This is a genomic window from Aeromonas sp. CU5 (genome assembly GCF_002586745.1).
Taxonomy (GTDB): domain Bacteria; phylum Pseudomonadota; class Gammaproteobacteria; order Enterobacterales; family Aeromonadaceae; genus Aeromonas; species Aeromonas sobria.
This window is the reverse complement of the sequence record NZ_CP023817.1, coordinates 377,467-402,510: the sequence shown is the minus strand read 5'-3', so window position 1 is coordinate 402,510 and position 25,044 is coordinate 377,467. Positions and strand designations below refer to the sequence as shown.

The 25,044-nt window shown below is 56.9% G+C and carries 19 protein-coding genes and 1 pseudogene; 3 read left to right on the top strand and 17 right to left on the bottom strand.

The window, feature by feature from the left end; all coding sequences use genetic code 11:
- Positions 1–326: 326 nt before the first annotated feature.
- Positions 327–1,660: pseudogene (locus CK911_RS01815) on the top strand (IS4 family transposase).
- Positions 1,661–1,714: 54 nt separating this feature from the next.
- On the opposite strand, the gene accA reads toward CK911_RS01815, so the two are convergent.
- The 17 genes from accA to rpsB all read right to left on the bottom strand — a co-directional run bounded on the left by accA (position 1,715) and on the right by rpsB (position 21,079).
- Positions 1,715–2,665: an acetyl-CoA carboxylase carboxyl transferase subunit alpha gene (accA, locus tag CK911_RS01810; RefSeq protein ID WP_042020086.1), complete on the bottom strand. Its 951-nt coding sequence runs from the start codon at positions 2,663–2,665 to the stop codon at positions 1,715–1,717.
- A gap of 16 nt (positions 2,666–2,681) precedes the next feature.
- The gene (gene dnaE / locus CK911_RS01805; protein WP_098968787.1) at positions 2,682–6,161 is read right to left on the bottom strand and encodes a DNA polymerase III subunit alpha; all 3,480 of its coding nucleotides are present in this window, start codon (positions 6,159–6,161) and stop codon (positions 2,682–2,684) included.
- Positions 6,162–6,199: 38 nt separating this feature from the next.
- Positions 6,200–6,790: a ribonuclease HII gene (rnhB, locus tag CK911_RS01800; protein ID WP_098968786.1), complete on the bottom strand. Its 591-nt coding sequence runs from the start codon at positions 6,788–6,790 to the stop codon at positions 6,200–6,202.
- A gap of 96 nt (positions 6,791–6,886) precedes the next feature.
- Positions 6,887–8,026 carry a lipid-A-disaccharide synthase gene (lpxB, locus tag CK911_RS01795; RefSeq protein WP_098968785.1) on the bottom strand — a complete coding sequence of 380 codons (1,140 nt, stop codon included), beginning with the start codon at positions 8,024–8,026 and terminating at the stop codon, positions 6,887–6,889.
- Positions 8,019–8,810, bottom strand: a complete 792-nt coding sequence (gene lpxA, locus CK911_RS01790) for an acyl-ACP--UDP-N-acetylglucosamine O-acyltransferase (RefSeq protein ID WP_098968784.1) — start codon at positions 8,808–8,810, stop codon at positions 8,019–8,021. Before lpxA ends, lpxB begins: the two co-directional genes overlap by 8 nt.
- 5 nt (positions 8,811–8,815) lie before the next feature.
- On the bottom strand, positions 8,816–9,238 hold the full coding sequence (fabZ, locus tag CK911_RS01785) for a 3-hydroxyacyl-ACP dehydratase FabZ (protein WP_223290107.1): 423 nt from the start codon (positions 9,236–9,238) through the stop codon (positions 8,816–8,818).
- Between the two features lie 63 nt (positions 9,239–9,301).
- Complete coding sequence (gene lpxD, locus CK911_RS01780; RefSeq protein WP_042020364.1) at positions 9,302–10,321, bottom strand: UDP-3-O-(3-hydroxymyristoyl)glucosamine N-acyltransferase; 1,020 nt, start codon at positions 10,319–10,321, stop codon at positions 9,302–9,304.
- A gap of 3 nt (positions 10,322–10,324) precedes the next feature.
- Positions 10,325–10,837 (bottom strand): OmpH family outer membrane protein, encoded by a 513-nt coding sequence (locus tag CK911_RS01775; protein ID WP_042020080.1) that lies wholly within the window; start codon positions 10,835–10,837, stop codon positions 10,325–10,327.
- Positions 10,838–10,986: 149 nt separating this feature from the next.
- On the bottom strand, positions 10,987–13,518 hold the full coding sequence (gene bamA, locus CK911_RS01770) for an outer membrane protein assembly factor BamA (RefSeq protein WP_098968783.1): 2,532 nt from the start codon (positions 13,516–13,518) through the stop codon (positions 10,987–10,989).
- A gap of 34 nt (positions 13,519–13,552) precedes the next feature.
- Positions 13,553–14,905: a sigma E protease regulator RseP gene (gene rseP / locus CK911_RS01765; protein ID WP_098968782.1), complete on the bottom strand. Its 1,353-nt coding sequence runs from the start codon at positions 14,903–14,905 to the stop codon at positions 13,553–13,555.
- Positions 14,905–16,098: a 1-deoxy-D-xylulose-5-phosphate reductoisomerase gene (gene ispC, locus CK911_RS01760; protein ID WP_098968781.1), complete on the bottom strand. Its 1,194-nt coding sequence runs from the start codon at positions 16,096–16,098 to the stop codon at positions 14,905–14,907. Before ispC ends, rseP begins: the two co-directional genes overlap by 1 nt.
- A gap of 67 nt (positions 16,099–16,165) precedes the next feature.
- On the bottom strand, positions 16,166–16,993 hold the full coding sequence (locus tag CK911_RS01755) for a phosphatidate cytidylyltransferase (RefSeq protein WP_241658085.1): 828 nt from the start codon (positions 16,991–16,993) through the stop codon (positions 16,166–16,168).
- A 57-nt stretch (positions 16,994–17,050) separates the two neighbouring features.
- On the bottom strand, positions 17,051–17,827 hold the full coding sequence (gene uppS, locus CK911_RS01750) for a polyprenyl diphosphate synthase (protein WP_068976803.1): 777 nt from the start codon (positions 17,825–17,827) through the stop codon (positions 17,051–17,053).
- 72 nt (positions 17,828–17,899) lie between these two features.
- Positions 17,900–18,457, bottom strand: coding sequence for a ribosome recycling factor (gene frr / locus CK911_RS01745; RefSeq protein WP_042020072.1), 558 nt, complete (start codon positions 18,455–18,457; stop codon positions 17,900–17,902).
- A gap of 101 nt (positions 18,458–18,558) precedes the next feature.
- Positions 18,559–19,293 (bottom strand): UMP kinase, encoded by a 735-nt coding sequence (pyrH, locus tag CK911_RS01740; protein WP_042020071.1) that lies wholly within the window; start codon positions 19,291–19,293, stop codon positions 18,559–18,561.
- Positions 19,294–19,364: 71 nt separating this feature from the next.
- Complete coding sequence (gene tsf / locus CK911_RS01735) at positions 19,365–20,246, bottom strand: translation elongation factor Ts (protein WP_042020070.1); 882 nt, start codon at positions 20,244–20,246, stop codon at positions 19,365–19,367.
- A gap of 104 nt (positions 20,247–20,350) precedes the next feature.
- Positions 20,351–21,079: a 30S ribosomal protein S2 gene (gene rpsB, locus CK911_RS01730; protein ID WP_042020069.1), complete on the bottom strand. Its 729-nt coding sequence runs from the start codon at positions 21,077–21,079 to the stop codon at positions 20,351–20,353.
- Between the two features lie 371 nt (positions 21,080–21,450).
- Here rpsB and map point away from each other — a divergent pair, with 371 nt between their 5' ends.
- Both map and glnD read left to right on the top strand, forming a co-directional pair.
- Positions 21,451–22,239, top strand: a complete 789-nt coding sequence (gene map / locus CK911_RS01725) for a type I methionyl aminopeptidase (RefSeq protein WP_098968780.1) — start codon at positions 21,451–21,453, stop codon at positions 22,237–22,239.
- An 87-nt stretch (positions 22,240–22,326) separates the two neighbouring features.
- A complete protein-coding gene (glnD, locus tag CK911_RS01720; RefSeq protein ID WP_098968779.1) occupies positions 22,327–24,963 on the top strand; it encodes a bifunctional uridylyltransferase/uridylyl-removing protein GlnD in 2,637 nt (878 codons plus the stop codon).
- Positions 24,964–25,044: the final 81 nt, after the last annotated feature.

Genomic DNA, 25,044 nt, shown 5'->3' with positions numbered 1-25,044 from the left:
TTGTTAGGGCAGCAATAAACATGCAGATAGCCGGGACGAGATATCTACGTATCTCACCCGATCCATGCCGTTTCTGCATTACTACGGTGACTACTCTACATGTAACAAAAAACAATTAAGAGACATCAATCACACAACAAAATTAACACCTTTAACACCACGGCAACCAATTATTATTTACTCAAAGATTAATTTTAGTCGTCAGCAAAATATGGCAGATATAAAAAATGCCCTGCATTACGGCAATGCTGATTAGTTAAGGATCCATTGACCGATCCTTCTGCTGTAGGACAATCCGGAACCAGTCATTGGTTCCGGATTTTTTTATGTCTATTGCAAACGACCTGAGCGATGTTATTGAAGCATCTGGCGACATGCTGGCCCGGTTGGCAATTTTTGCCGACCATATTCCCGACGAATGGATTACTGCCGCTGCCGCCTTGTCTGAAAAGGCCACTATCCGCCGACGCCGCTTACCTGCTGATATGGTCTTGTGGCTCGTCGTGGGGATGGCCTTTTTTCGCAATGAGCCCATCTCCGAGGTCGCTCGGCGCCTCAACATCTGTGCCGAAGGTTTGGCAAATGATGCCTTGCTCGCTGACAGTGCCCTGTCTCAAGCCCGTCAGCGACTCGGCAAACAGCCGCTCGAGTGGCTGTTCAAGCAGTGTGCTGATGTGTGGGGGCGGGAACGTTATCCTGAAGACCTGTGGCATGGTTTACAGGTCTTTGCCATCGATGGGGCCCTGTTCCGAACCCAGGATATGCCTGAACTCAGAGCGCATTTCGGCTCAGGTCCCACCTCAACCAACCGGCAAACCCCCTACCCGATGCTGCGGTTGGTCACGCTCATGAATGTCCGCTCGCATGTCATTGCCAACGCGGCCATCAGCCCGTACCGCAAAGGGGAAATCCCCCTGGCCAGCGAGTTCATTCAATCATTGCCGGACCATTCGGTAACCCTGCTGGATAAGGGCTTCTTCGGTGCTGACTTGTTGCTGCGTATTCAGACCGAAGACACCCACCGTCACCGGCTCATCCCGGAACGCAAGGGGCTGGTATACACGGAACTCGAGCGCTATGGCGACGGCGACCGTCTGCTGCAAATGAAGGTCTCGCCTCAGGCCCGCAAGAAAATCCCGGCGTTGCCGATGCACTGGCAAGTTCGTGCAGTGACCTATGAGGTGGCCGGCAAGGAGAAAACGGTATTTACCTCCCTGTGGCGGGGTTCAGCGCAGCTCAGGTGGCAACCCTGTACCACGAGCGCGGGGAAATAGAGCTGGGATACCGGGATATCAAAAGCGCGATGCAGCACATTGCCATCACGCGGAGAAGCAAGAAAGTGGACTTGGTCTATCAGGAGCTGTGGGGTTTGCTGCTTGGATACAATCTGGTCAGGCGGGAGGCGAGCCAGGCAGCGGTAGTCCATCAGCGAGCACCCAATGAGGTGAGCTTCAAATTTGCCTGTCAGTTCATAGCGAACCAGATGGCGGTGATGGCTGGCGCGCTATCGCCAGCGCATACGCCGCGGAGATTGGCGGAGTTGCGGGGCAGCATAGGCGTCATGTTCATAGAAAAACGCCCCAGGCCATCGAGACCCAGGGCGGTGAAGATATCAAAGACCCGTTTTCCGGTAGATCGCAATGCGGCTCCGCTTAAGTGAACAGCATTGCCGTTGATAACGGGGGTTTCTGTGCTTGATGTGCTAACGGCAGAGTTAACAGTAACCGTAGCCCAGCAGGCGCTGGTAGCGCTGCTCCAGCAGTTGCTCGGTATCGAGCGGACGCAGGGCATCCAGATCCTGCTTGATGCGCGCCTTGAGATTCTTGGCCATCTTTGCCACATCGCGGTGAGCACCACCCAGAGGCTCATCGATCACATGGTCGATCAGCTTGAGCTCTTTCAGACGCGGGGCAGTAATGCCCATGGCTTCAGCCGCCACCGACGCCTTGTCGGCGCTCTTCCACAAAATGGAGGCGCACCCTTCCGGCGAGATGACGGAGTAGGTGGAGTACTGCAGCATATTGACGCGATCACCCACGCCGATAGCCAGGGCGCCACCCGATCCACCTTCACCGATCACGGTGCAGACCACCGGCACAGTCAGGCCAGCCATCACTTTCAGGTTGCGGGCAATCGCTTCGGACTGGCCACGCTCTTCTGCCCCCACACCCGGGTAGGCACCCGGAGTGTCGATAAAGGTGATGATCGGCATCTTGAAGCGCTCGGCCATCTCCATCAAACGCAGGGCCTTGCGGTACCCTTCCGGACGCGGCATACCAAAGTTACGCTTGATCTTCTCTTTGGTCTCGCGACCTTTCTGCTGACCAATCACCATCACCGGCTCGCCATCGAGACGGGCGATGCCACCAACGATAGCCTTGTCGTCGGCATAGGCGCGATCACCAGCCAACTCATCGAAGTCAGTGAAGATGTGCTCGATATAATCGAGGGTGTAAGGACGCTGAGGATGACGCGCCATCTGGGATACCTGCCAGGCCCCCAGATCGCTGAAGATCTTCTTGGTCAGCTCTTCGTTTTTCTTCTCCAGCCGGCGAATGTCGTCGTTGAGATCGACAGCACTGTTGTGCTCACTCACATGACGGAGTTCATCAATCTGCGCCTGCAGCTCGGCAATCGGCTGTTCAAAATCCAGAAAAAGACTCATAGGGCCTATAGATCCTCTAATCAAAAACCAATTCCACCCGCTCTCGTCCAAGCAGGACGCGCAAGTCATCTATCAGTTGATCGGTGGGCGTCACCCGCCACTCGGTACCGAGCGTCAATCGCACCCGGGAACCGGGGCGACGATAGTTTACCTGAACCGGACAGACTCCGGCACGGGCGGGCTCCAAAATCTCGCACAAACGCGGGAAAAAGCGATCATCAATTCGCTGTTCATCGAGGGAGATGCGGATTGCTCTGGCAAAACGCTCCCTCGCATCGTTGATATCCAGTAATTCACGGGCCGACATTTTAAGGCCACCAGAGAAGTCATCAAAGCTGACCTGTCCAGAAACCACCAAAATACGGTCTTTTTGCATCAATTCTTCATATTTTTCCAGCGCTTCACTGAACAGGGTCACATCGAGGCGACCGGAACGGTCGTCCAGGGTGAAGATCCCCATCTTGTTGCCACGCTTGGTCACCATGCTACGCGCCGCAATCACCAACCCCGCCGCCGTGGTCACGGTATCGCGGGAGGTAGGATGCAGATCGCACAGGCGACCAGAGGTATAACGCCGCAACTCGCTGCTGTACTGGTTGATGGGGTGACCGGTGAGATAGAGCCCGAGGGTCTCGCGCTCCCCTTCCAGCCACACCTTGTCAGGCCAGTGCGGCACGTTGGCAAACGCCTTCTTGACGTCGTCAATCTCTTCGGTGAGCACGCCGAACATATCGACCTGACCGACCGCTTGCGCCTTGGCGTGTTGCTCGGCAGCGCGCATCGCCTCCTCCAGCGTCGCCATCAGGGCGGCGCGGTGGGGGCCGAGCCGATCCATGGCGCCAGAGTAGACCAGCTTTTCCATCACCCGTTTGTTGATCTTCTTGATGTCGACCCGATTACAAAAGTCGAACAGATCGCGAAATGGACCATCCTGATCCCGGGCACTAAGAATGGCATCGATAGGGCCTTCACCGACCCCTTTCACTGCACCTATGCCGTAGACGATATGGCCATCTTCGTTGACGCTAAAACGATAGCGACCCGTGTTCACATCCGGCGGGATCACGGTCAGCCCCATCCGCTGACACTCGTCCACCAGGGTCACTATCTTGTCGGTGTTGTCCATGTCGGCGGTCATCACCGCCGCCATAAACTCGGCCGGGAAGTGGGTCTTGAGCCACAAGGTCTGGTAAGAGACCAGCGCATAGGCGGCGGAGTGGGATTTGTTAAAGCCGTAGCCGGCAAACTTCTCCACCAGATCGAAGATCTTGACCGCCAGCTCGCCATCAACACCGTGTTTAATGGCCCCTTCCTCGAAACCGGCGCGCTGCTTGGCCATCTCGGCCGGATTTTTCTTACCCATGGCCCGGCGCAACATGTCGGCGCCACCCAGGGTATAACCCGCCAGAGTCTGGGCAATCTGCATCACCTGCTCTTGATAAACGATGATGCCGTAGGTGGGCTCGAGTATCGGCTTGAGGCTCTCGTGCTGCCATTTTTCATCGGGATAAGAGATAGCTTCCTGGCCGCGCTTGCGATCAATGAAGTTATCCACCATGCCTGACTGCAGCGGGCCCGGTCGAAACAGCGCCACCAAGGCGATCATGTCTTCAAAACAGTCTGGCTGCAGCCGTTTGATCAGATCCTTCATGCCACGGGATTCGAGCTGGAATACCGCTGTGGTCTCGAACCGCTGCAACAGGGCGAACGACTTCTTGTCATCGATGGGAATGGCGGCGATATCAACTGGCGGCTTGCCCTCTTTGGCAAGGCGCGGGTTGATCATCCCCAAAGCCCAGTCGATGATGGTCAGGGTACGCAAGCCCAAGAAGTCGAACTTCACCAGTCCGGCGTACTCCACATCGTTCTTGTCAAACTGGGTAACCGGATGATTGCCCGAGTCATCGCAATAGAGCGGTGCAAAATCGGTGATCTTGGTGGGCGCAATCACCACCCCACCGGCGTGCTTACCGGCGTTACGTACCACCCCTTCCAGTCGACGCGCCATGTCGATGAGGTCTTTGACCTCCTCATCCTGCTCGTAGAGCTCGGGCAGCTTGGGTTCTGCCTCAAACGCCTTGGCGAGCGTCATGCCCGGATCAGGCGGAATGAGCTTGGAGATCCGATCGACAAAACCGTAGGGGTGGCCCAGCACCCGGCCCACGTCCCGCACCACCGCTTTGGCCGCCATGCTGCCGAAAGTGATGATTTGCGACACGGCATCCCGGCCATACATCTCGGAGACGTGCTCGATCACTTCGTCGCGTCGATCCATACAAAAATCGACGTCGAAGTCGGGCATGGATACCCGCTCGGGGTTCAAGAAACGTTCGAACAGCAGGTCAAATTCCAGTGGGTCGAGGTCGGTGATCTTGAGGGCGTACGCCACCAGGGAGCCCGCCCCCGAGCCTCGGCCAGGGCCAACGGGAATGCCGTTGTCCTTGGACCACTGGATAAACTCCATCACGATGAGGAAGTAACCCGGGAAGCCCATCTGGTTGATCACTTTCAGCTCGATATCGAGGCGCTCGTCGTACTCGCCGCGCTTGGCAGCGCGTACAGCGGGATCAGGGAACAGAAATTCGAGACGCGCCTCAAGCCCCTCTTGCGACTTGGCCACCAGAAAATCTTCGGTGGTCATGTCGCCGGTCGGGAAGTTGGGCAGGAAGTATTCGCCCAGACGCACCGTTACGTTACAGCGCTTGGCGATCTCGACCGTGTTCTCCAGCGCCTCGGGGATGTCGGCGAATAGCTCGCACATCTCCTCCTGACTACGCAGGTATTGCTGGGGGCTGTAACGGCGCGGGCGACGCTTGTCCATCAGGGTGTAGCCATCGTGGATGGCAACCCGGATCTCGTGGGCGTCAAAATCATCGGCACAGAGGAACACCACCTCGTTGGTGGCCACCACCGGCAAGGCGAACTCGGTGGCCAGGGCCACTGCCATGTGCAGATAGGCCTCTTCGTCGGGGCGACCGGTACGCAACAGTTCAAGATAGTAAGCATCGGGAAAATGGGCTTGATAGAAAGCCAGCGACGACTCGGCCATCTGCCGGTTGCCCTTGAGCATGAACTTGCCTACATCTCCCTCACGGCCACCGGAGAGGACGATAACCCCCTTTGCGTGATCCGCCAGCCAGGCTTTGTCGATGACCGGACGTCCCTGCACATGACCACGCTGATAACCATGGGAAATAAGCAAGGTGATGTTCTGGTAACCGTCGTTGTCCATGGCAAGCAGGGTCAGACGAAACAGCTCATCACCCAGCTCATCGCTCTGCACCAGGAACTCGGCACCGACGATGGGTTTGATCCCCTTGCCGTGGGCCGAGCCATAGAAGCGCACCAGACCACACATGTTCATCTGGTCGGTCAGTGCCAGTGCCGGCATGTGATTGGCCGCAGCAGCCCCGACGATGGGGCCTATCTTCTGCAGCCCATCGACCATAGAGAAGTCGGAGTGGACCCGCAGGTGGATAAAACGGGGTTCAGCCATCGTCATACCTTCTCGTTGCTCAAGCTAAATTGCATGGTCTACTCGATCCCCAGTGCGCGGCGCACCGGTTTAAAACTTTTACGATATTGCGGCAAAGGGCCTAGCTTGGCCAGAATGGCGAGATGCTCAGGGGTAGGGTACCCCTTGTGGCGGGCAAAACCATAGTCGGGATGACGGCTGTCCAGCTCTGTCATCTCGCCATCGCGGGTCACCTTGGCCAGAATGGAGGCGGCGCTGATGGCGGCCACCAGGCTATCCCCCTTGACCACGGCGCGCGCTTCCATCGGCAAGTCAGGGCAGCGGTTGCCATCGATAAAGACCAGCTCGGGCGTCACCTTCAGCCCAACCACAGCGCGCTGCATCGCCAGCATGGTGGCATGCAGGATGTTGAGCTGGTCGATCTCCTCCGGGCTGGCACGACCGATGGCCCAGGCCAGCGCCTTCTCCTTGATCTCGTCAAACAGGGCAAGACGTTTCTTCTCGGAAAGCTTCTTGGAATCAGCCAGTCCGATGATCGGATTGGCCGGATCAAGAATGACCGCAGCGGTCACCACGTCACCCACCAGCGGGCCGCGGCCCACTTCGTCCACACCGGCAACCAGCTTGTCGTCAGGAATATCGATCATCATCTTGCCACCTTGAATCAAAACAGGCCCCGCAGGGCCTGGCATAACGTCGACGATGTGCCGCTGCGACGCGCAGCACAATCGGCCGTCTGGAGAGAGTTATCTACCGAGCAAGTCGGCTACCGCGTCGGCGGCCTGCAGATCCGCATTGCAGCGAATGCGCTGGTGCAACTCGGTGAAGGTATTGACCAGTTGGCTATTGTCATGCTCAAACAACTTGCTCACTTCAACCACCAGGTTTTCAGGGGTGCACTCGTGTTGCAGCAACTCGGGCACCAGCATGCGACCCGCCAGCAGGTTGGGCAGCGAGACAAACTCGGTCTTCACCAAGCGCTGGGCCAGCCAGTAACTGAACGGTTTGAGCTTGTAGCCCACCACCATCGGCTTTTTCACCAACATGGCTTCGAGTGCGGCAGTGCCGGAGGCCAGCATCACCACATCGGCGGCGATCATCGCCTCGCGCCCCTGCCCCTCTAACAACACCATGTCGAGATCCGGCGCCAACTCGGCCTTGATGGCCATAAACTGCTCACGTCGTTGCTGGTTGACCAGTGGCACCAGAAAACCGAGATCAGGATAACGTACCGTCAGGTGCTTGCACGCTTCAAGAAACAGGGGGGACATAAAGCCCACCTCGGCGCTGCGGCTACCCGGCAACACTGCAAGCCAACGGCGATTGGCATCGATACCCAGATGGCGGCGCACCGCGGCCTGATCCGGCACCAGCGGAATATCATCCGCCATGGTGTGGCCAACAAAGCGACAAGGGGCATCGAAACGGTCGTAGAAGGCTTTCTCGAACGGCAGGAAGGCGAGCACCATGTCGGTGGCAGCCTTGATCTTGTGAATGCGGTTCTGACGCCAGGCCCAGACCGAGGGGCTGACATAGTGAACCGTTTTGATACCGGCGCGGCGCAGTTTCAGCTCCACCCCGATATTGAAATCCGGTGCATCCACGCCGATGAAGATATCGGGCGGATTGGTAATAAAATGGCGCAGCAGTTCACGGCGAACCTTGAGGATGCGTGGCAGACGGCCAAGTACCTCGGTGATCCCCATGACGGAGAGCTCTTCCATCTCGAACAGCGCTTTGACGCCGAGAGCCTGCATTCGCGGCCCGGCGATCCCTTCGAACTGCGCATCCGGATAGCGCGCTTGCAGCTCGCGCACCAGACCGGCGGCCAGAATATCGCCGGAGACTTCTCCGGCGACGATACCGATGCGAACGGGATCAGGCACGGATAATCCCGCGCTCGTTATCTTTGAGGAAATCGACGTACAGCTGAACCGCCGGTTCACTGGCCGCCATCTCGATCAACACCGGCAGCACCTCTTCGATGGTCTTGCCAGAGCGGAAGATCTCTTTGTAGGCGCGCTTGACGGCAGAGATGGCCTCGGGCGTATAGCCGCGGCGACGCAGACCTTCGGAGTTGACCCCGAACGGCTTGGCGTAGTTACCGGCAGCCATCACGTAGGGCGGCACATCTTTGTTCAGGGCGGCGCAGCCACCGACAAAAGCGTGGGAGCCAACACGGCCGAACTGGTGGATGGCAGAAAGCCCACCAAAGATCACGAAGTCACCGATCACCACATGGCCCGCCAGAGTGGCGTTGTTGGCGAAGATGCAGTTATCACCAATGATGCAGTCATGGGCAACGTGAACGTTGACCATAAACAGGTTGCCACTGCCCACCTTGGTCAGGCACTGATCCTGAATGGTGCCACGGTGGAAAGTGCAGTTCTCGCGAATAACGTTGTTGTCGCCAATCTCGAGAAAGGTGCGCTCGCCAGTGTACTTCTTGTCCTGGCAATCCTCACCGATGGAGGTGTGCTGGAAGATCTTGTTACCACGACCAATCTTGGTCGGGCCCTTGATCACCACATGGGAAGCGACCCAGGTGTTATCGCCGATTTCAACCTCGGCGCCGATGACAGAAAAGGGGCCAATTTCAACCCCTTTACCAATCACGGCAGACTCATGGACGATAGCAGTATCGTGAATGATGGCAGTCTGGTCGATCACGTGTGTTAAACCTCGCGTTTTGCGCACATCAGTTCGGCGGTACAGACCACTTCACCATTGACGGTGGCAACACCGGTGAATTTGGCAATGCCGCGACGCTCTTTCAGAAACACCACATCCAGCACCAGCTGATCACCGGGGCCGACCGGACGCTTGAAGCGAGCGTTATCGATTGAGGCGAAGTAATAGAGTTCGTTGGGTGACGGTTTGCCCACCATGGTAAAGGCCAGGATACCGGTGGCCTGCGCCATCGCTTCCAGGATCAATACACCGGGGAATACCGGCTTGGCCGGGAAGTGCCCCTGGAAGATCGGCTCGTTGAACGAGACGTTCTTGATGGCACGCAAGGTTTTGCGCTCATCACTGATTTCGTAATCGTCAACCCTGTCCACCATCAAAAATGGATAACGGTGGGGCAGCAATTCCATAATTTCCTGGATCCCCAGGCTCTTCTTTTCAGTAGTCAAAACAGCACCCTATGCCAATCGTGATTATTCTTGAACCAGCTTCTTCTCAAGCTTGCTTAACCGCTTGTGCATCTCTTCGATACGCATCACCCGGGCGGCGGTCTTGCGCCACTCTTTATTGGGTTGCAGAGGAATACCTGAGGAGTAGACACCGGGCTCGGTGATGGGTCTCATTACCATGGACATACCGGTAATGGTGGCCTGATCGCAGATCTCCATATGCCCGTTAAAGACGGAAGCGCCGCCAATGATACAGTATTTGCCGACCTTGAGACTACCAGCCATAGTGGTCGCACCCGCGATGGCGGTACCATAGCCGATTTCGACGTTGTGAGCGATCTGGCACTGGTTATCGATGATAACGTTGTCGGCGATGCGGGTATCTTCCAGCGCACCGCGGTCAATGGTGGTACAAGCTCCAATCTCGACCCGATTACCGATGGTCACACCACCGATTTGGGGGATTTTGATCCACTCGCCACGTTCGTTGGCATAGCCGAAACCATCGGCGCCGATCACTGTGCCGGATTGAACCAGACAATCGGTGCCCATGGTGACATTGTGATAGAGGGTCACATTGGCCCATAGCCGGGAGCGCGCTCCCAGCCGGGTCTGTTGACCAACAAAACAACCCGGACCAATGCGTACATCATCTCCCAGCACTACGCCAGATTCGATCACTGCATTGGCCCCGATGGCCACTCTCTCGCCCAGCTGCACATCCGCCGCAATCACCGCGCTCGGATGGATATCCGTGGCCGGTTGCGGGGTGGTGTCCAGCAGTTGGGCTACCTTGGCAAAGCCCACATAAGGGTCTTTGAGCACCAGTGCATGGGTGGGACAAAATGGCAAATCCGCCTCTGTAATAAGCACGGCGCTCGCCTTGCTCTGCTCCAGATAATGCCGGTATTTTGTGTTGGAAAGGAAGGTAATCTCACCCTTCCCGGCCTTTTCCAGTGTCGCTACCTTGCGGATTTCCACGGTTCCATCGCCATGGATCTCGGCCCCCAGTTGCTGGGCCAGCTGTGCGAGAGTGAATGCCATCAATTAGTTGCTCTTGCTTACCTGAGAAATAACCTGACCAGAGATGTCCAGCTTGCTGGCGGCGAACGGGGCGGCATTGCGCTCCAGCACCAGATCGTAACCATTGCTCTTGGCGATGGAATCGATGGCAGCCTGTACCTTGGTCAGGATCTTGTTGCGCTCTTCAGACTGACGGCGACCGTTGTCCTGTTCAAACGCCTGACGCTTCTGGTTGAACTCCATCTGCAGCTTGGCCAGTTTCTCCTGATTCTGCTTCTTCTGCTCGGCGCTCATGAAGGCTTCATCTTTGCGGAACTTTTCAACCAGCTTCTGGCCATCCTGTTCCAGCTTTTGCAGCTCACGCATACGCGGCTCGAATTCGCCTTTCAGCTTGGCGGCTACCGCTTCACGCTGGGGCAGCTTTTGGAAAACTTCACCCATATCAACCACGGCGATCTTGGTCTCAGCGAAGGCAGAACCCATGCCGGCAGCCATCAGTGCAAAGCTCAAACCAGCTACTTTCAACGCTTTATTCACACTTACTCCTTGTTCCCTCATGGTGAGGGCTACCTGATTTACCTGATTATGCAAGCGGCGTTAAGACCGTCTTGTTACCTGCTGAGGCACGCATAGCGCGCGTCCCATCATTACATGCCCCCACCCCATGGCTGGGGGCGATACACGATTTAGAAGGTACGACCGATGTTGAAGGAGAAGACTTCGGTGCGATCCCCCTCGTATTTCTTGATTGGCTTGGCTAGGGCGAATACCAGCGGGCCCATCGGCGACAGCCACTGCAGGGAGACACCGGCAGAGACCCGAATATTGCCCGGGTTAGAGTAGTCCTGACTCAAATAGTTGCAATCAGCACCGGAGGCGCAAGGATAAGTTCCGTTGGCAAAGTCGGTACTCCAGACGGTGCCGGCATCCATAAAGACGGTAGAACGGATCTGCGGGCGATAGGTCTCGGAGACAAACGGGGTCGGGAATACCAGCTCCAGTGATGCGACGGCCAGGGCGTTACCACCCACCGAGGTATCCGAACCTTCGTAACTGCCGGTTTCACACGGTTGACTACCGGTACAACCTGGCGTTCCCGGTTTGTTGTAAGTCTTGTAGATCGCCTTGGGACCAATGGTGTTGCTCTTGAAGCCACGTACCGTATCGAAACCACCGGCATAGTAGTTCTCGAAGAACGGCAGCATGGAGTCGTCGCCATAACCATTACCGTAAGAGACGCGCCCCTTGCCGATCATCACCCAGTTGTGGTCCACATCGAGGGGGAAGTAGTGGGCATCTTCGGCAGAGAGCTTGTAGTACTGCAGCTCCATCCCGGGCACAGTCACCTTGGCATTGAGCCGTTGACGATCACCGGCGGTCGGGAACATCCCTTTGTTCAGGGTGGAGCGAGTCCAGCCAGCGGTCACATCGACGGTGACGAAGTCGAGGTTGGAGCCATCCTGTGAATAGACATTCCAGAACTGATCCATCTGCACCGACTGACGGTTGTCGTTCCACTGATCCCAGCAGTAGGTATTACCGTCTGACTCAGGGTTATCCTTCAAGCAATCCTGATAGTTCTGGGCGTTGAACGATGGACGGCTCAGCTTGGTGCTCTCGATACCGGTACTGAAGTCCAGCCGGTTGAATTCATTGACCGGGAAGCCGCTGGAGAGACGGAAACCGATGGTTTCGTTCTCGTAATCGACGATATCGGCATCGTCAGCACGGAACTGGTTGTAGTAAACCCGACCACCGAGACTGACACCATCCACGGTGAAATAGGGATCGTTGTAGCTCAGGTCAACGTTCTTGGAGTAGTCGTTGGTGCTGGCGTTGATAGAGACCTTTTTGCCGGTCCCCATAAAGTTGTCCTGAGAGATCCCCGCCTGCAGGCTCAGACCGGACTCGGTACCGTAACCGATACCGGCATTGATGGAACCGGCTGGCTGCTCCTTGACTTTGAAGTCCAGATCGACCAGATCGTCGTTACCCGGTACCCGCTTGGTATCCACTTCCACACTCTCGAAATAGCCAAGACGGTTGAGACGGCTCTTGGACTGCTCGATGTTGTCGGAGGAGAGCCAGGTGCCTTCCATCTGGCGCATCTCACGGCGCAGCACCTGATCTTCAGTGGTGGCGTTGCCATTGAAGTTGATATTGCGCACATAGACACGGGGGCCCGGTTCCACGTTGACGATCAGCTCCACTTCTTTGGTCTGGTCGTTAACTTGCGGGAAGGTAACCACTTTCGGATAGGCATAGCCATAACGGCCGAGGAACTTGGAGAGCACCTCTTCGGTGTGAGTCACTTGGCTGGCGGAGTAGGTGCTGCCAGCAGTGATTGGGATCAACCCTTTCATCTCGCTGCCACGATCGATGAGATCACCCTTGATTTGCACGCCAGAGACCTTGTACTGCTCCCCTTCCTTGATGTTGAGGGTCACGTAGACCCCCTTCTTGTCCGGGGTCATGGAGACCTGGGTGGACTCCTGGCTAAAGCGGATATAGCCACGATCCATGTAGTAGGAGCGCAGGGTCTCGATATCACCGGCCAGTTTCTGCTTCTGATAGCGCTGATCGGCGGTGAAGTTCCACCAAGGCACTTCGTCGCGCAGGGAGAGCTGGGCAATCAGCCGCTCTTCTGCAAACGCGCTGTTACCGACAATGTTGATCTGTTCGATCTTGGCCGCTTCCCCTTCCACGAAGGTGAACTTGAGGTCGACCCGGTTGCGCGGCAACGGGGTGACGATGGCCTTAACCTTGGCGGAGTATTTGCCCACGCCGTAGTAGAAATCTTCCAGCCCCTTCTCGAGGGAGGTGAGCACGGTGCGATCCAGCGGATCACCCACACGGATACCGGAGGACTCCAGACTCTGGGTCAGTTGCTCCTCCTTAATATCCTTGTTGCCAGCAAACTCGATGCTGGAGATGGTTGGACGCTCCTTGACCATCACCTGCAATACCTGTCCATCCCGATAAACCTTCACATCCTCGAAGTTACCAGAGGAGTAGAGTTTTTTGATGGCGCTGGCCAGGGCCATGGAGTCGACCGTGTCGCCGACCCGGATCGGCAGATTCAACAGTGCGGCACCCAGAGTCACCCGTTGCAAACCGTCGACCTGGATATCTTGCACCACAAAAGAGGCAGGGGCCGCCTGGGCCAGGAAACTGGCACCCAGCAGGCAACTCAACACCAATGCTTTTTTAACAGCCATTTTGTTCTTATGTGTCCTTGTTGATGCTCTGGCCTCAGAGGCGAGCGAAATCGTTAAACAGCGCAATGCCCATCAATAACATCAGAATGGCGGCGCCAATCCTGAAACCCACTTCCTGTATTTTGTCTGATACCGGCTTGCCGGTGACCGCTTCGATCAGGAAATAGACCAGATGACCACCATCGAGTACCGGTAAGGGGAACAAGTTGATGATCCCCAGATTGACGCTGATCAGCGCCAGAAAACTCAAGAAATAGACCAGACCATAATCGGCACTGCTACCAGCGCCTTTGGCAATGGAGATGGGACCACTGAGGTTATCCAGCGACACTATGCCAGCAACCAGCTTGCCAATCATGTCAAAGGTGAGGGTGATCAGACTCCAGGTCTTGTCAGCCCCCTGCCACAGCGCCTCTAACGGCCCATACTGTAACAGAATTCGATATTCATCCGGTAATGGAACCAGTTGCGGCGAGAGACCGACAAAACCGACCATTTGACCCTGTACCTTCTTGGTATCCGGGGTCACGGTCACGGCCAGATCACTGTTATTGCGCTCGACCACCAGTTGCAACGGTTCACCCGGTGCCTGTTGCACCCGTTCGACAAACTGGGCCCAGGCAGTGATCGGCTCATCACCAACCTGCTTGATGCGATCGCCGACCTGCAACCCCGCCTTTTCACTGGCACTGTTGGCCACCACGGCGGCGACCACCGGCAGCACTTTGCCACTGAGGGGGACTATCCCCAAACTGCCAATGGGAGACTCTTTATCCGGATCAAAGGTCCAGCTCGCCAGTGACAGCACTTTGTCAGTGGTATAGCTGGTATCGGGTGACTGCACCTTGAGAGTGACAGCATCATCCCCCAGATGGCTGATAAGGGCATAGGTCACACTCTCCCAGTCACCGGTCTGCTCATCGCCGACCCCGACAATCTCCATCCCAGGCAACACGCCAGCCTCGGCCACGATGGAAGCAGGGCGAACCTCGCCAATCACCGGCTTGACGCTCGGCACCCCGATGAGAAACATCAGCCACAAGGCAAACAGGGCGAACACAAAGTTGGCAAACGGGCCTGCCGCGACAATCGCCATCCGCGCCCAGACACTCTTGTGGTTGAAGGCATACTGCTCGTCACCGGGCTTGAGCTCATCGACCCGGCCATCAAGCATCTTGACGTAGCCGCCAAGGGGGATCAGCGCCAGCACATACTCGGTGCCATCTTTGCCCATCCGGCGCCAGATAGCCTTGCCAAAGCCGATGGAGAAACGCTCAACCCTAACACCGCAACGGCGGGCAACCCAGAAATGGCCAAACTCATGAACCGCAACCAATAAGCCAAGGGCGATAACAAAAGCACCAATATTCCACAAAACTCCGCCCATCAGCCAAGCTCCTCAATCAGGTTGTGAGCACGGGCTCTGGCCGCACCATCCAGGGCAAACAGATCATCGAGCGAACTGACGGCACTGCTTTCCAGCGCCAGCATGACGGTTTCGTTGATCCGGGCTATCTCCATAAAACCGATACGCTCGGCCAGGAAGGCGGCAACAGCCTCTTCGTTGGCGGCATTGAGCGCAGTAGTCGCCGCCTGCCCCTTCTGGCAGGCATTGATGGCCAGCGCCAGACAGGGGTAGCGATCGTAATCAGGCCGGATAAAACTGAACTCTCCGACACTGAAGAAATCCAAAGGTTCCACACTGGAGGGGATGCGATTGGGGTAAGCGAGTGCATGGGCAATGGGGGTGCACATGTCCGGATTGCCAAGCTGGGCCAGCACAGAGCCATCCTTATACTGCACCATGGAGTGGATCACCGACTGCGGGTGGATCACTACCTGAATCTGCTCGGGGGCGGCATTGAACAGCCAGCGCGCCTCGATATATTCGAGCCCCTTGTTGATCATGGTGGCGGAATCCACCGAAATCTTGGCCCCCATCGACCAGTTGGGATGAGCGATGGCCTGCGCCGGCGTCACCTTGGCCAGCTCGCCGATCTCGGTGTAACGGAACGGGCCGCCGGAACCGGTCAGCAGGATCTTGCTGATCCCTGCCGCCGCCAGATCGCAAAAACCGGGTTCACGCTGCACTGCCGTCGGCAGGCACTGAAAAATTGCATTGTGTTCGCTGTCGATAGGCAGCAGTTCAGCCCCGTACTCACGCACAGCGTTCATAAAGAAAGCACCGGACATCACCAGCGCCTCTTTATTGGCGAGCAGGATCCGCTTGCCAGCCCGCACCGCCGCCATGGTCGGCGCCAGACCTGCGGCACCGACGATGGCCGCCATCACGCTGTGGGCATCGGGGTGAGCCGCCACATCGCAAAGAGCAGCAGCGCCTGACATCACCCGGGTGGTACTGCCGTGGGTCTTGAGGCGACTGGCCAGTTCACGGGCAGCCTCTTCATCAACCATCACCGCAAAACGGGGAGCAAATTCGAGGCAATCCCGCAGCATGGCATCCACGCTGCGGGCAGCGGTCAACGCCAACACTTGCCAACTGCCCGGATTATGGCGCAGCACCTTGAGGGTACTCTGACCGATGGAGCCGGAAGCTCCCAGAATCACCAGGTTGCGCATCAACACTCCTGCGTCAATAACAGTTCAATAGCGCTCTGTGCACGCGACACCATCAGCAAGCTGAACATCAAAACTCCTGACCAAGTAGCAGATAACTGAGCAGAAATACCGGCAGGGCGGCAGTCAGGCTGTCGATCCGGTCGAGAATACCGCCGTGACCAGGCAGCAAGGTGCCAGAATCTTTAATGCCCGCTTCCCGCTTGAACATACTTTCCGTCAGATCGCCGAGCACCGACGCCAACACCGCCAGCAGGGAGCAAAACAGAATAATCCCCATCTTGGCCGGCACAAACCCCATCCACCAAGTGACACCGATAGCCAGCAGGCTGGCGGTGAAGAGGCCACCACACATTCCTTCAATGGTTTTACCCGGACTGACGGCCGGTGCCAGCTTGTGTTTGCCAAACGCCTTGCCGAAAAAATACGCGCCAGAATCTGCCGCCCAGACCAGCCCCATCACAAATAGCAGGATCCAGGCGCCCATCATGGGGTCATGGTAAAAGTTGTAACCACGAATGGCGACCAGCGACCAGAAGAAGGGCACCAGGGTCACCAGACCAAATAGCGACTTGAGCCAAATCGACTCTTTCCACAGTTTGGCGCTCTGGGGATAACGCAGCACCAACAGCAGACCCAGCAACCACCAGCTGGCCGCAGTCCAGAGCACTCCCATTACGATGGGGTGCAGGTGAGGTGCCCAGAGTTGCTCTACCGGTAACCAAAAAAGGCTGGCACCGAGTAACAGGCAAAACACTATGGGTAACCATTGCTGCGGGGTAGCAAAGACAAACCCGCTCCATTCACGACTGGCCAACAAGAACACCAGCGCAGCCAACAGGGCAAAAAATTTCAATGGCAGAAAGAAAAGCGCCCCCAACACCAGGGGGATCAACATCAAAGCAGTAATAATTCGTTGTTTTAGCAAAAGAAACCTCTCTCTTGGGAGCGGGGTTTAGCCGGTCTGCTGCTCGGCGATCAATTCCCGTATCTGTTCACCCGTACAGCCAAAGCGACGCTCGCGGGCCACGAAGGAGGCAACTGCCTCACTGAACTCGGCCTCGTTGAAGTCAGGCCACAATACCGGGGTAAAATAGAGCTCGGCATAAGCGAGCTGCCATAACACAAAGTTGCTGATGCGATGATCACCACCGGTACGGATCAACAGGTCCACCGGCGGTAAGTCGGCCATGCAAACCTCACGGGTCAACATGGACTCATCAATATCATCGGCAGCCAGTTCACCGGCTGCCACGGCCTTGGCAAGCCGGCGGGCCGCTTGAGCGATATCCCACTGGCCGCCATAGTTGGCCGCAATATTCAGGGTCAAGCCCTTGTTATTGGCGGTCAGGGCCTCCGCCTTGGCGATTTTGGCCTGCAACCGCTCACTAAAGCGAGCAGTATCACCAATCACCTTGAGCCGGATCCCGTTGTTGTGCAGTTTCTGCACTTCCCGGCTCAATACCGCGATGAACAGCTCCATCAAGGCACTCACTTCCCCCGCCGGACGACGCCAGTTTTCGCTGGAGAAGGCAAACAGGGTCAGCGCATCTATTTTGGCCCGCGCGGCAAAGGTGACGGCCTCGCGCACCGACTTGACGCCCGCCTTGTGACCATAAACCCGCATCTTGCCACGGTTTTGGGCCCAGCGGCCGTTACCGTCCATGATGATGGCCACGTGACGGGGCAAAGACGAGTTGGCACAATCACCCAACGCAGCCAAAAGTGACATGTAATTCTCCTACAAAGACAAAAGCGCCGTGCAGGGGCACTACACGGCGCTCGTAATATACCTTTCGAAGGCTTAGATTTCCATTAGCTCCTTCTCCTTTACGGCAAGGGCCTCATCGACCAGCTTGACGTAGGAGTCGGTCAGCTTCTGGATCTCTTCCTGGGCACGACGGTCGTCATCCTCGGAGATCTCTTTGTCTTTCAGCAGCGCTTTCAGATCAGCGTTGGCATCACGACGGATGTTGCGCACCGCAACACGTGCATTTTCTGCTTCGCCACGAACGATCTTGGTCAGGTCACGACGACGCTCTTCTGTCAGTGCAGGCAAGGGAACGCGCAGGGTCTGGCCATTGCTGGACGGATTCAGGCCCAGATCCGAGGTCAGGATTGCCTTCTCTATCGCCTGGATCATCGAGCGGTCAAAAATGGAGATGGAGAGGGTGCGAGCATCTTCCGCAACCACGTTGGCCAACTGCTTCAGCGGAGTGGCAGAACCGTAGTACTCAACCTGAATACCATCCAGCAAGCTTGGATGAGCGCGGCCAGTGCGGATCTTGGACATCTGGGTCTTGAGCGACTCTACGCTCTTGCCCATACGGTCCTTGGCATCGTTTTTAATCTCGTTGATCACAGTGATTTTCCTTTTGGCGAACGAGCCGTCACACGGCTCGTGTCTATCTTATTTACTGACGTGATGGATAGGATAAGAGCGCCTGGTGGCTTGCCGTTATCTTACTTACCAACGTGGTGGATCAGCGTGCCTTCCGGCTCACCCATGATAACCCGGCGCAACGCACCCGGTTTGTTCATGTTGAACACCCGGATCGGTAAATTGTGGTCACGCGCCAGGGTAAACGCAGCAAGATCCATTACCTTGAGCTCTTTTTCAAGAACTTCATCATAACCCAGTTCATGATACAGCACGGCATCCGGATTCTTAACCGGATCCTCGTTGTATACACCATCAACCTTGGTCGCCTTGAGCACCACGTCAGCTTCGATCTCGATACCACGCAGGCAAGCCGCAGAATCGGTGGTAAAGAAGGGGTTGCCAGTACCGGCAGAGAAGATCACCACTTTGCCGGCGCGCAGCTGGCTGATAGCCTCGGCCCAGCTATAGGAATCACAGACGCCCTGCAGGGAGATGGCCGACATCAGACGGGCATTCACATAAGCACGATGCAGGGCATCACGCATGGCCAGACCGTTCATCACGGTAGCCAGCATACCCATGTGGTCGCCCACCACGCGGTTCATGCCCGCTTTGGCAAGACCGGCACCACGGAACAGGTTGCCACCACCGATGACCAGACCGACCTGAACACCCAGCTCAACCAGTTCCTTGATCTCTTGGGCCATCCGCTCCAGCACCGCTGGATCAATGCCAAAACCCTCGGATCCTTGCAGGGCTTCACCACTCAACTTCAGAAGAACACGTCTGTATGCAGGCTTGGGATTGGTACTCATGTCACTGATTCCTGGTCATATAAAGACCGCGACATAAGTCGCGGTCTGGGGAAACGGAAAAACCGGTTCGATTAAGCCTTCTGAGCGGCCGCGACTTGAGCTGCTACTTCAGCTGCGAAATCGTTCTCTTGCTTCTCGATGCCTTCGCCCACTTCGAAACGGGTGAAGGAGACAACGTCAGCGCCTTCTTTCTTCAGCAGCTCGGCAACGGTCATGGAAGGATCCTTCACGAACGGCTGACCAGTCAGGGAAACCTCACCGGTAAACTTCTTCATGCGGCCTTCAACCATCTTCTCGGCGATCTCTTTCGGCTTGCCAGAGTTGATGGCGATGTCGATCTGAATTTCGCGCTCTTTGGCAACGACGTCAGCAGACACGTCTTCAGGCTTGACGAACTGCGGGCTGTTGGCAGCAACGTGCATGGCCAGATCTTTGGCCAGCTCGCTGGAACCACCGGTCAGCTTGGTGATAACACCAATGCGGGAACCGTGAACATAGGTACCCAGGTTGTCACCTTCAACCAGCATCACGCGACGCAGGTTCATGTTCTCACCGATCTTGGCGATCAGGTTGGTAACGGTCAGCTCGACGGATTCGCCGTTACCGAAGTCAGCAGCTTTCAGCGCATCGATGCAAGAAATTTTCTGAGTTGCAGCGATATCAGCGATCTTCTGGCCCATTGCCATGAAGCTGGCATCTTTGGCGACGAAGTCGGTTTCGCTGTTCAGCTCGATCATGGCAGCGATGTTGCCTTCGGTACGGGCGAAAATAACACCTTCAGCAGCGATACGACCGGCTTTTTTGGCGGCTTTGGCCTGACCAGATTTACGCATGTTTTCGATTGCCAGCTCGATGTCGCCATTGGCTTCAGTCAGTGCTTTTTTGCAATCCATCATGCCAGCGGCGGTGCGCTCGCGCAGTTCTTTTACCAGGGCGGCGGTAACGATAGACATTCCAGTTTCCTCGGTCTTCAATTGACAAGAAACAGGGGCCACAAGGGCCCCTGCTAACCAATTTACATCAGCTTGGTTAATAAGGGCTTTACAGTCCTTATCACTTACTGAGCTTCAACGAAGCCATCTTGTTCAGCTTGAACAACGATGTCCTGCTCGCGAGCTTCCAGTACGGTGTCAGCAGCAGCATTCAGATACAGCTGTACGGCACGGATAGCATCGTCGTTACCCGGGATGACATAATCAACGCCGTCCGGGTTGGAGTTGGTATCAACGATGGAAACGACCGGGATACCCAGGTTGTTGGCTTCTTTGATAGCGATGTGCTCGTGGTCGGCATCGACAACGAACAGAACGTCAGGCAGGCCACCCATGTTCTTGATACCACCCAGGCTCTTCTCCAGCTTTTCCATTTCGCGAGTACGCATCAGCGCCTCTTTCTTGGTCAGCTTTTCGAAGGTACCGTCCTGGCTCTGGATTTCCAGATCTTTCAGGCGCTTGATAGACTGACGAACGGTTTTCCAGTTAGTCAGCATACCGCCCAACCAGCGGTGGTTTACATAGAACTGGTCGCAACGCTCAGCGGAATCTTTGACTGCTTCAGCGGCGGCACGCTTGGTACCAACGAACAGTACCTTGCCTTTCTTGGCAGCTACGGAGCTGATGAAGTTCATGGCATCGTCAAACAACGGAACGGTTTTTTCCAAGTTGATGATGTGAACCTTGCTGCGGGCACCGAAGATGTAGGATTTCATTTTCGGGTTCCAGTAACGAGTCTGGTGACCGAAGTGAACGCCGGCTTGCAGCATGTCGCGCATAGAAACTTTAGCCATTTTATACCTCTGTATTGGGGTTAGGCCTCCACACATCCCATATAACCGACCCGTTAAGGCACCCCGGTATATGTGTCGATGTGTGTGTGTTATTGATTAAGGGTGATGAAATGCGGACGCAAGTTCCCCATTCCGGCGCGCTTTATACCATAACTTTGCTCGAGACACCACCAAGTGACCACCAAAACAGGTGTAAAAATGGATCCCGCCCGAACAGGCTGCAGTGCCGATTTGACGTTGTGATGACAATCACACTGGAAGTACGCGGGGGTTGCGGATAAAATTTTGCCCTGATTGCAAACGCATCTATTTTTCATTACCTGTCCTGTCTGCCGTGTTCGGCACCAGCGGCAGGCCGCAAGAGAGATCCCATGTCCATTAAAATCAAGACACCGGAAGAGATTGAAAAGATGCGCGTTGCCGGCCAATTGGCCGCCGATGTGCTGGTCATGATTGCGCCCCATGTCAAAGCTGGCGTCACCACTGACGAACTGAACACCATTTGCCACGACTATATGGTTGACGTGCAGCAGGCGGTTCCGGCTCCGCTCAACTACCACGGCTTCCCCAAATCCATCTGCACCTCGGTCAATGATGTGATCTGTCACGGCATTCCGAACCACAAAAAATTGCGTGATGGCGACATCATCAACCTGGATATCACTGTCATCAAGGATGGCTACCACGGTGATACCTCGGCCATGTTTGTGGTGGGCGAGACCACCCCGCTACGCAACAAGCTGTGCAAGGTCGCACAGGAGAGTCTGTACGCTGCCATCAGGAAGGTGCGCCCGGGTGCCTGCATCACCGAGCTGGGTGCAGTGATCCAGCCTATCGTCGAGCAGGCAGGTTTCTCGGTGGTACGTGACTATTGTGGCCATGGCATCGGTAGCGATTTCCATGAAGAGCCGCAGATCCTGCACTACCGTAACAGCGGCAAGCTGGAGCTGAAAGCGGGCATGTGCTTCACCATCGAGCCTATGGTCAACAGCAAGAAGTATCACTGCAAGGTCAATCCGAAGGATGGCTGGACCGTGACCACCAAGGATGGCGGCGACTCCGCCCAGTGGGAGCACACCCTGCTGGTGACCGAGGATGGCTGCGAGGTGCTCACCCTGCGCCCCGATGACACTATCGACCGCATCATCAAACACAGCTAACATCGAACCCCGGCCCTGACATCCCCAAGCGCCGGGGTTTTTACTTCCCGTTTCAGCCATTTGCCTGCTACTTGCGTGTGAGATGCCATGGACGCCAGCCTGCTTTCCCCCCATTTGTTGCCCGATGATCAGCTCACCCGCGACAACTGCAAAGAGTATCTCAGCCGCTTTCTCGTTTGGTTGCACGCCCGTTTCGATGCCGGTGACAACATCATCGAGCTGGTCGCTACCCGTTCCGAATATATGGATCAGCTGCTCATTCGGCTGTGGCAAAAGTTCGGCTTCGACAAGAGCGAGCTGACCCTGATCGCGGTGGGGGGTTATGGCCGCGGTGAGCTGCACCCCCACTCCGACATCGACCTGCTGCTCCTCTATGACGGCGATGAGCTGGACGAGGTGCTGGGGCTGCGGATCGGCGAGTTCATCACCTTGCTGTGGGATCTCAAGCTAGAGGTAGGCCAGGCCGTGCGCAACGTGGCCGAGTGCCTTGAACAGGGCCGCGCCGACATCACGGTGGCCACTAACCTGATCGAGGCCCGTTACATTACCGGTCGTAAAGAGGGTTTCTTGCAGCTCAAGCAGGCGACCAAACCCCAGCACTTCTGGCCGAGCGAAGCTTTTTTTCGCGCCAAACGCCAGGAGCAGGCGGAGCGTCATCGGCAATTTCTTGGCACCGCCTACAAGCTGGAGCCCGATCTCAAGAGCAATCCGGGCGGCCTGCGGGACATTCAAACCCTTGCCTGGGTCGCCCGCCGCCACTTTGGCGCCACCACACTGTTCGAGATGACCAGCCACGGCTTTCTCAACCGGGCCGAGTACCGCGAGCTGCTCGACTGCCAGAATTTCCTGTGGAAGGTGCGCTTTGCCCTACACATGGCCATCAACAAGGGGGATAACCGCCTGCTGTTCGATCGCCAGCGCACCGTGGCCCAGATGCTGGGGTTCGAGGGGGAAGGCAACAGCCCGGTCGAGCAGATGATGAAGCGCTTCTACCAGACGGTGCGGCGGGTCTCAGAGCTCAACGAGATGCTACTGCAGCTGTTTGACGAGGCGATCCTCGGCAACACCGCCATGGATGTGCGCCGCCTCTCTGACGAATTCCAGATCCGTGGCCGCCTCATCGATGCGGTGGATGCGGAGCTGTTTAGCCGTGAACCGGCCGCCATCCTGCGCCTCTTCTACCAGATGGCCCAGCATCCCGAGATAGCGGGTATTCACTCGGCCACCTTGCGCCAGCTGCGCGAGGCGCGCCGCAAGCTCAACAACTGGCTACAGGATTTGCCTGATTGCCGCCGCCTGTTTATGGCGCTGCTGCGCCACCCCAACGGCATCGGACTGCCGCTCACCCTGATGCACAAGTATGGCATCCTCGCCGCCTATCTGCCCCAGTGGAACCTGATCGTCGGCCAGATGCAGTTCGACATGTTCCACGCCTACACGGTAGATGAGCACACCCACCGGCTGCTCAAGAACATTAACCAGTTTCCCAATCCGGCCAGTCGCCAGAGCCACCCGCTCTGCCACGAGGTATTCACCCGGCTGCGCAAACCGGAACTGCTCAGCATCGCCGCCCTGTTCCACGACATCGCCAAGGGGCGGCGTGGCGATCACTCGGAACTCGGCGCCGTCGATGCGCTGGAGTTCTGCCAGCTGCACGGTCTGGATCGCTACGAGAGTCGACTGGTCGCCTGGCTGGTGCGCCACCACCTGTTGATGTCGGTCACCGCCCAGCGCCGCGATATCTACGACCCCGACGTGGTCACCGATTTTGCCCAGAAGGTGCGCGACGAGCAGCATCTTGACCTGCTCTACTGCCTCACCGTGGCCGATATCTGCGCCACCAACGACACCCTGTGGAACGACTGGAAGGGCACCCTGCTGCGGGAGCTCTACTTCGCGACCCAGAAGGCGCTGCGCCAGGGGCTGGAGAACCCGCCCGACATGCGGCTGCGCATTCGCGAAAACCAGCGTCAGGCCAAGCAGTTCATGGCGCAGCGGGATGTACCGGAAGAGGCGATCAACCTGCTCTGGGCTGATTTCAAGGCGGATTACTTCCTGCGTCACAGCCCGGAGCAGATCGCCTGGCACTGCCGCCATATCATCGAGCATGGCGACAACCCGGCGCCGCTGGTGATCATCGGCAAGCACCCGACCCGCGGCGGCAGCGAGGTGTTTATCTACTGCCGCGATACTCCGAATCTGTTTGCCACCGTGGCCTCGGCGCTGGATCAGAAGAACCTCAACATCCACGACGCCCAAATCATGAACTCGCGCAGCAACTTCGTGCTCGATACCTTCGTGGTGCTGGAGCCGAGCGGCGAACCCATCAGCCCCAACCGCACCGCCACCATCAAGAAGGCGCTGGAGAAGGCGCTGCAGGAGCCGGGTAAACTGGTGCTGCGCAACAAGCCGCTGTCGCGGCGCCACCGCCAGTTCAGCGTGCCGACCCGGGTGGTCTTCCTGCCTCATAAAGGGGAGAGCCGCCACACCCTGATGGAGCTGACCGCCCTCGATACCCCCGGCCTGCTGGCCCGGATCGGCGCGGTATTCCAGCAGTGCGGGCTGTCGCTGCACGCCGCCAAAATCGCCACCTTCGGCGAGCGGGTCGAGGACTTTTTCAGCCTGACCAGCCTCGATGGCGAGCCATTGACCGCCGAGCAGCAACAGCAGTTGGAAGAGCGACTGGTACACCAGCTCAACCCCCAGCAGTCGGTACTGGATTAAGCGGACTGTGATTCGAAAGAGGCTGTTTATCGGGCGTTTTTTGCCATGCCAAACAAATGGTTGGCGCACACCGGATGAAGA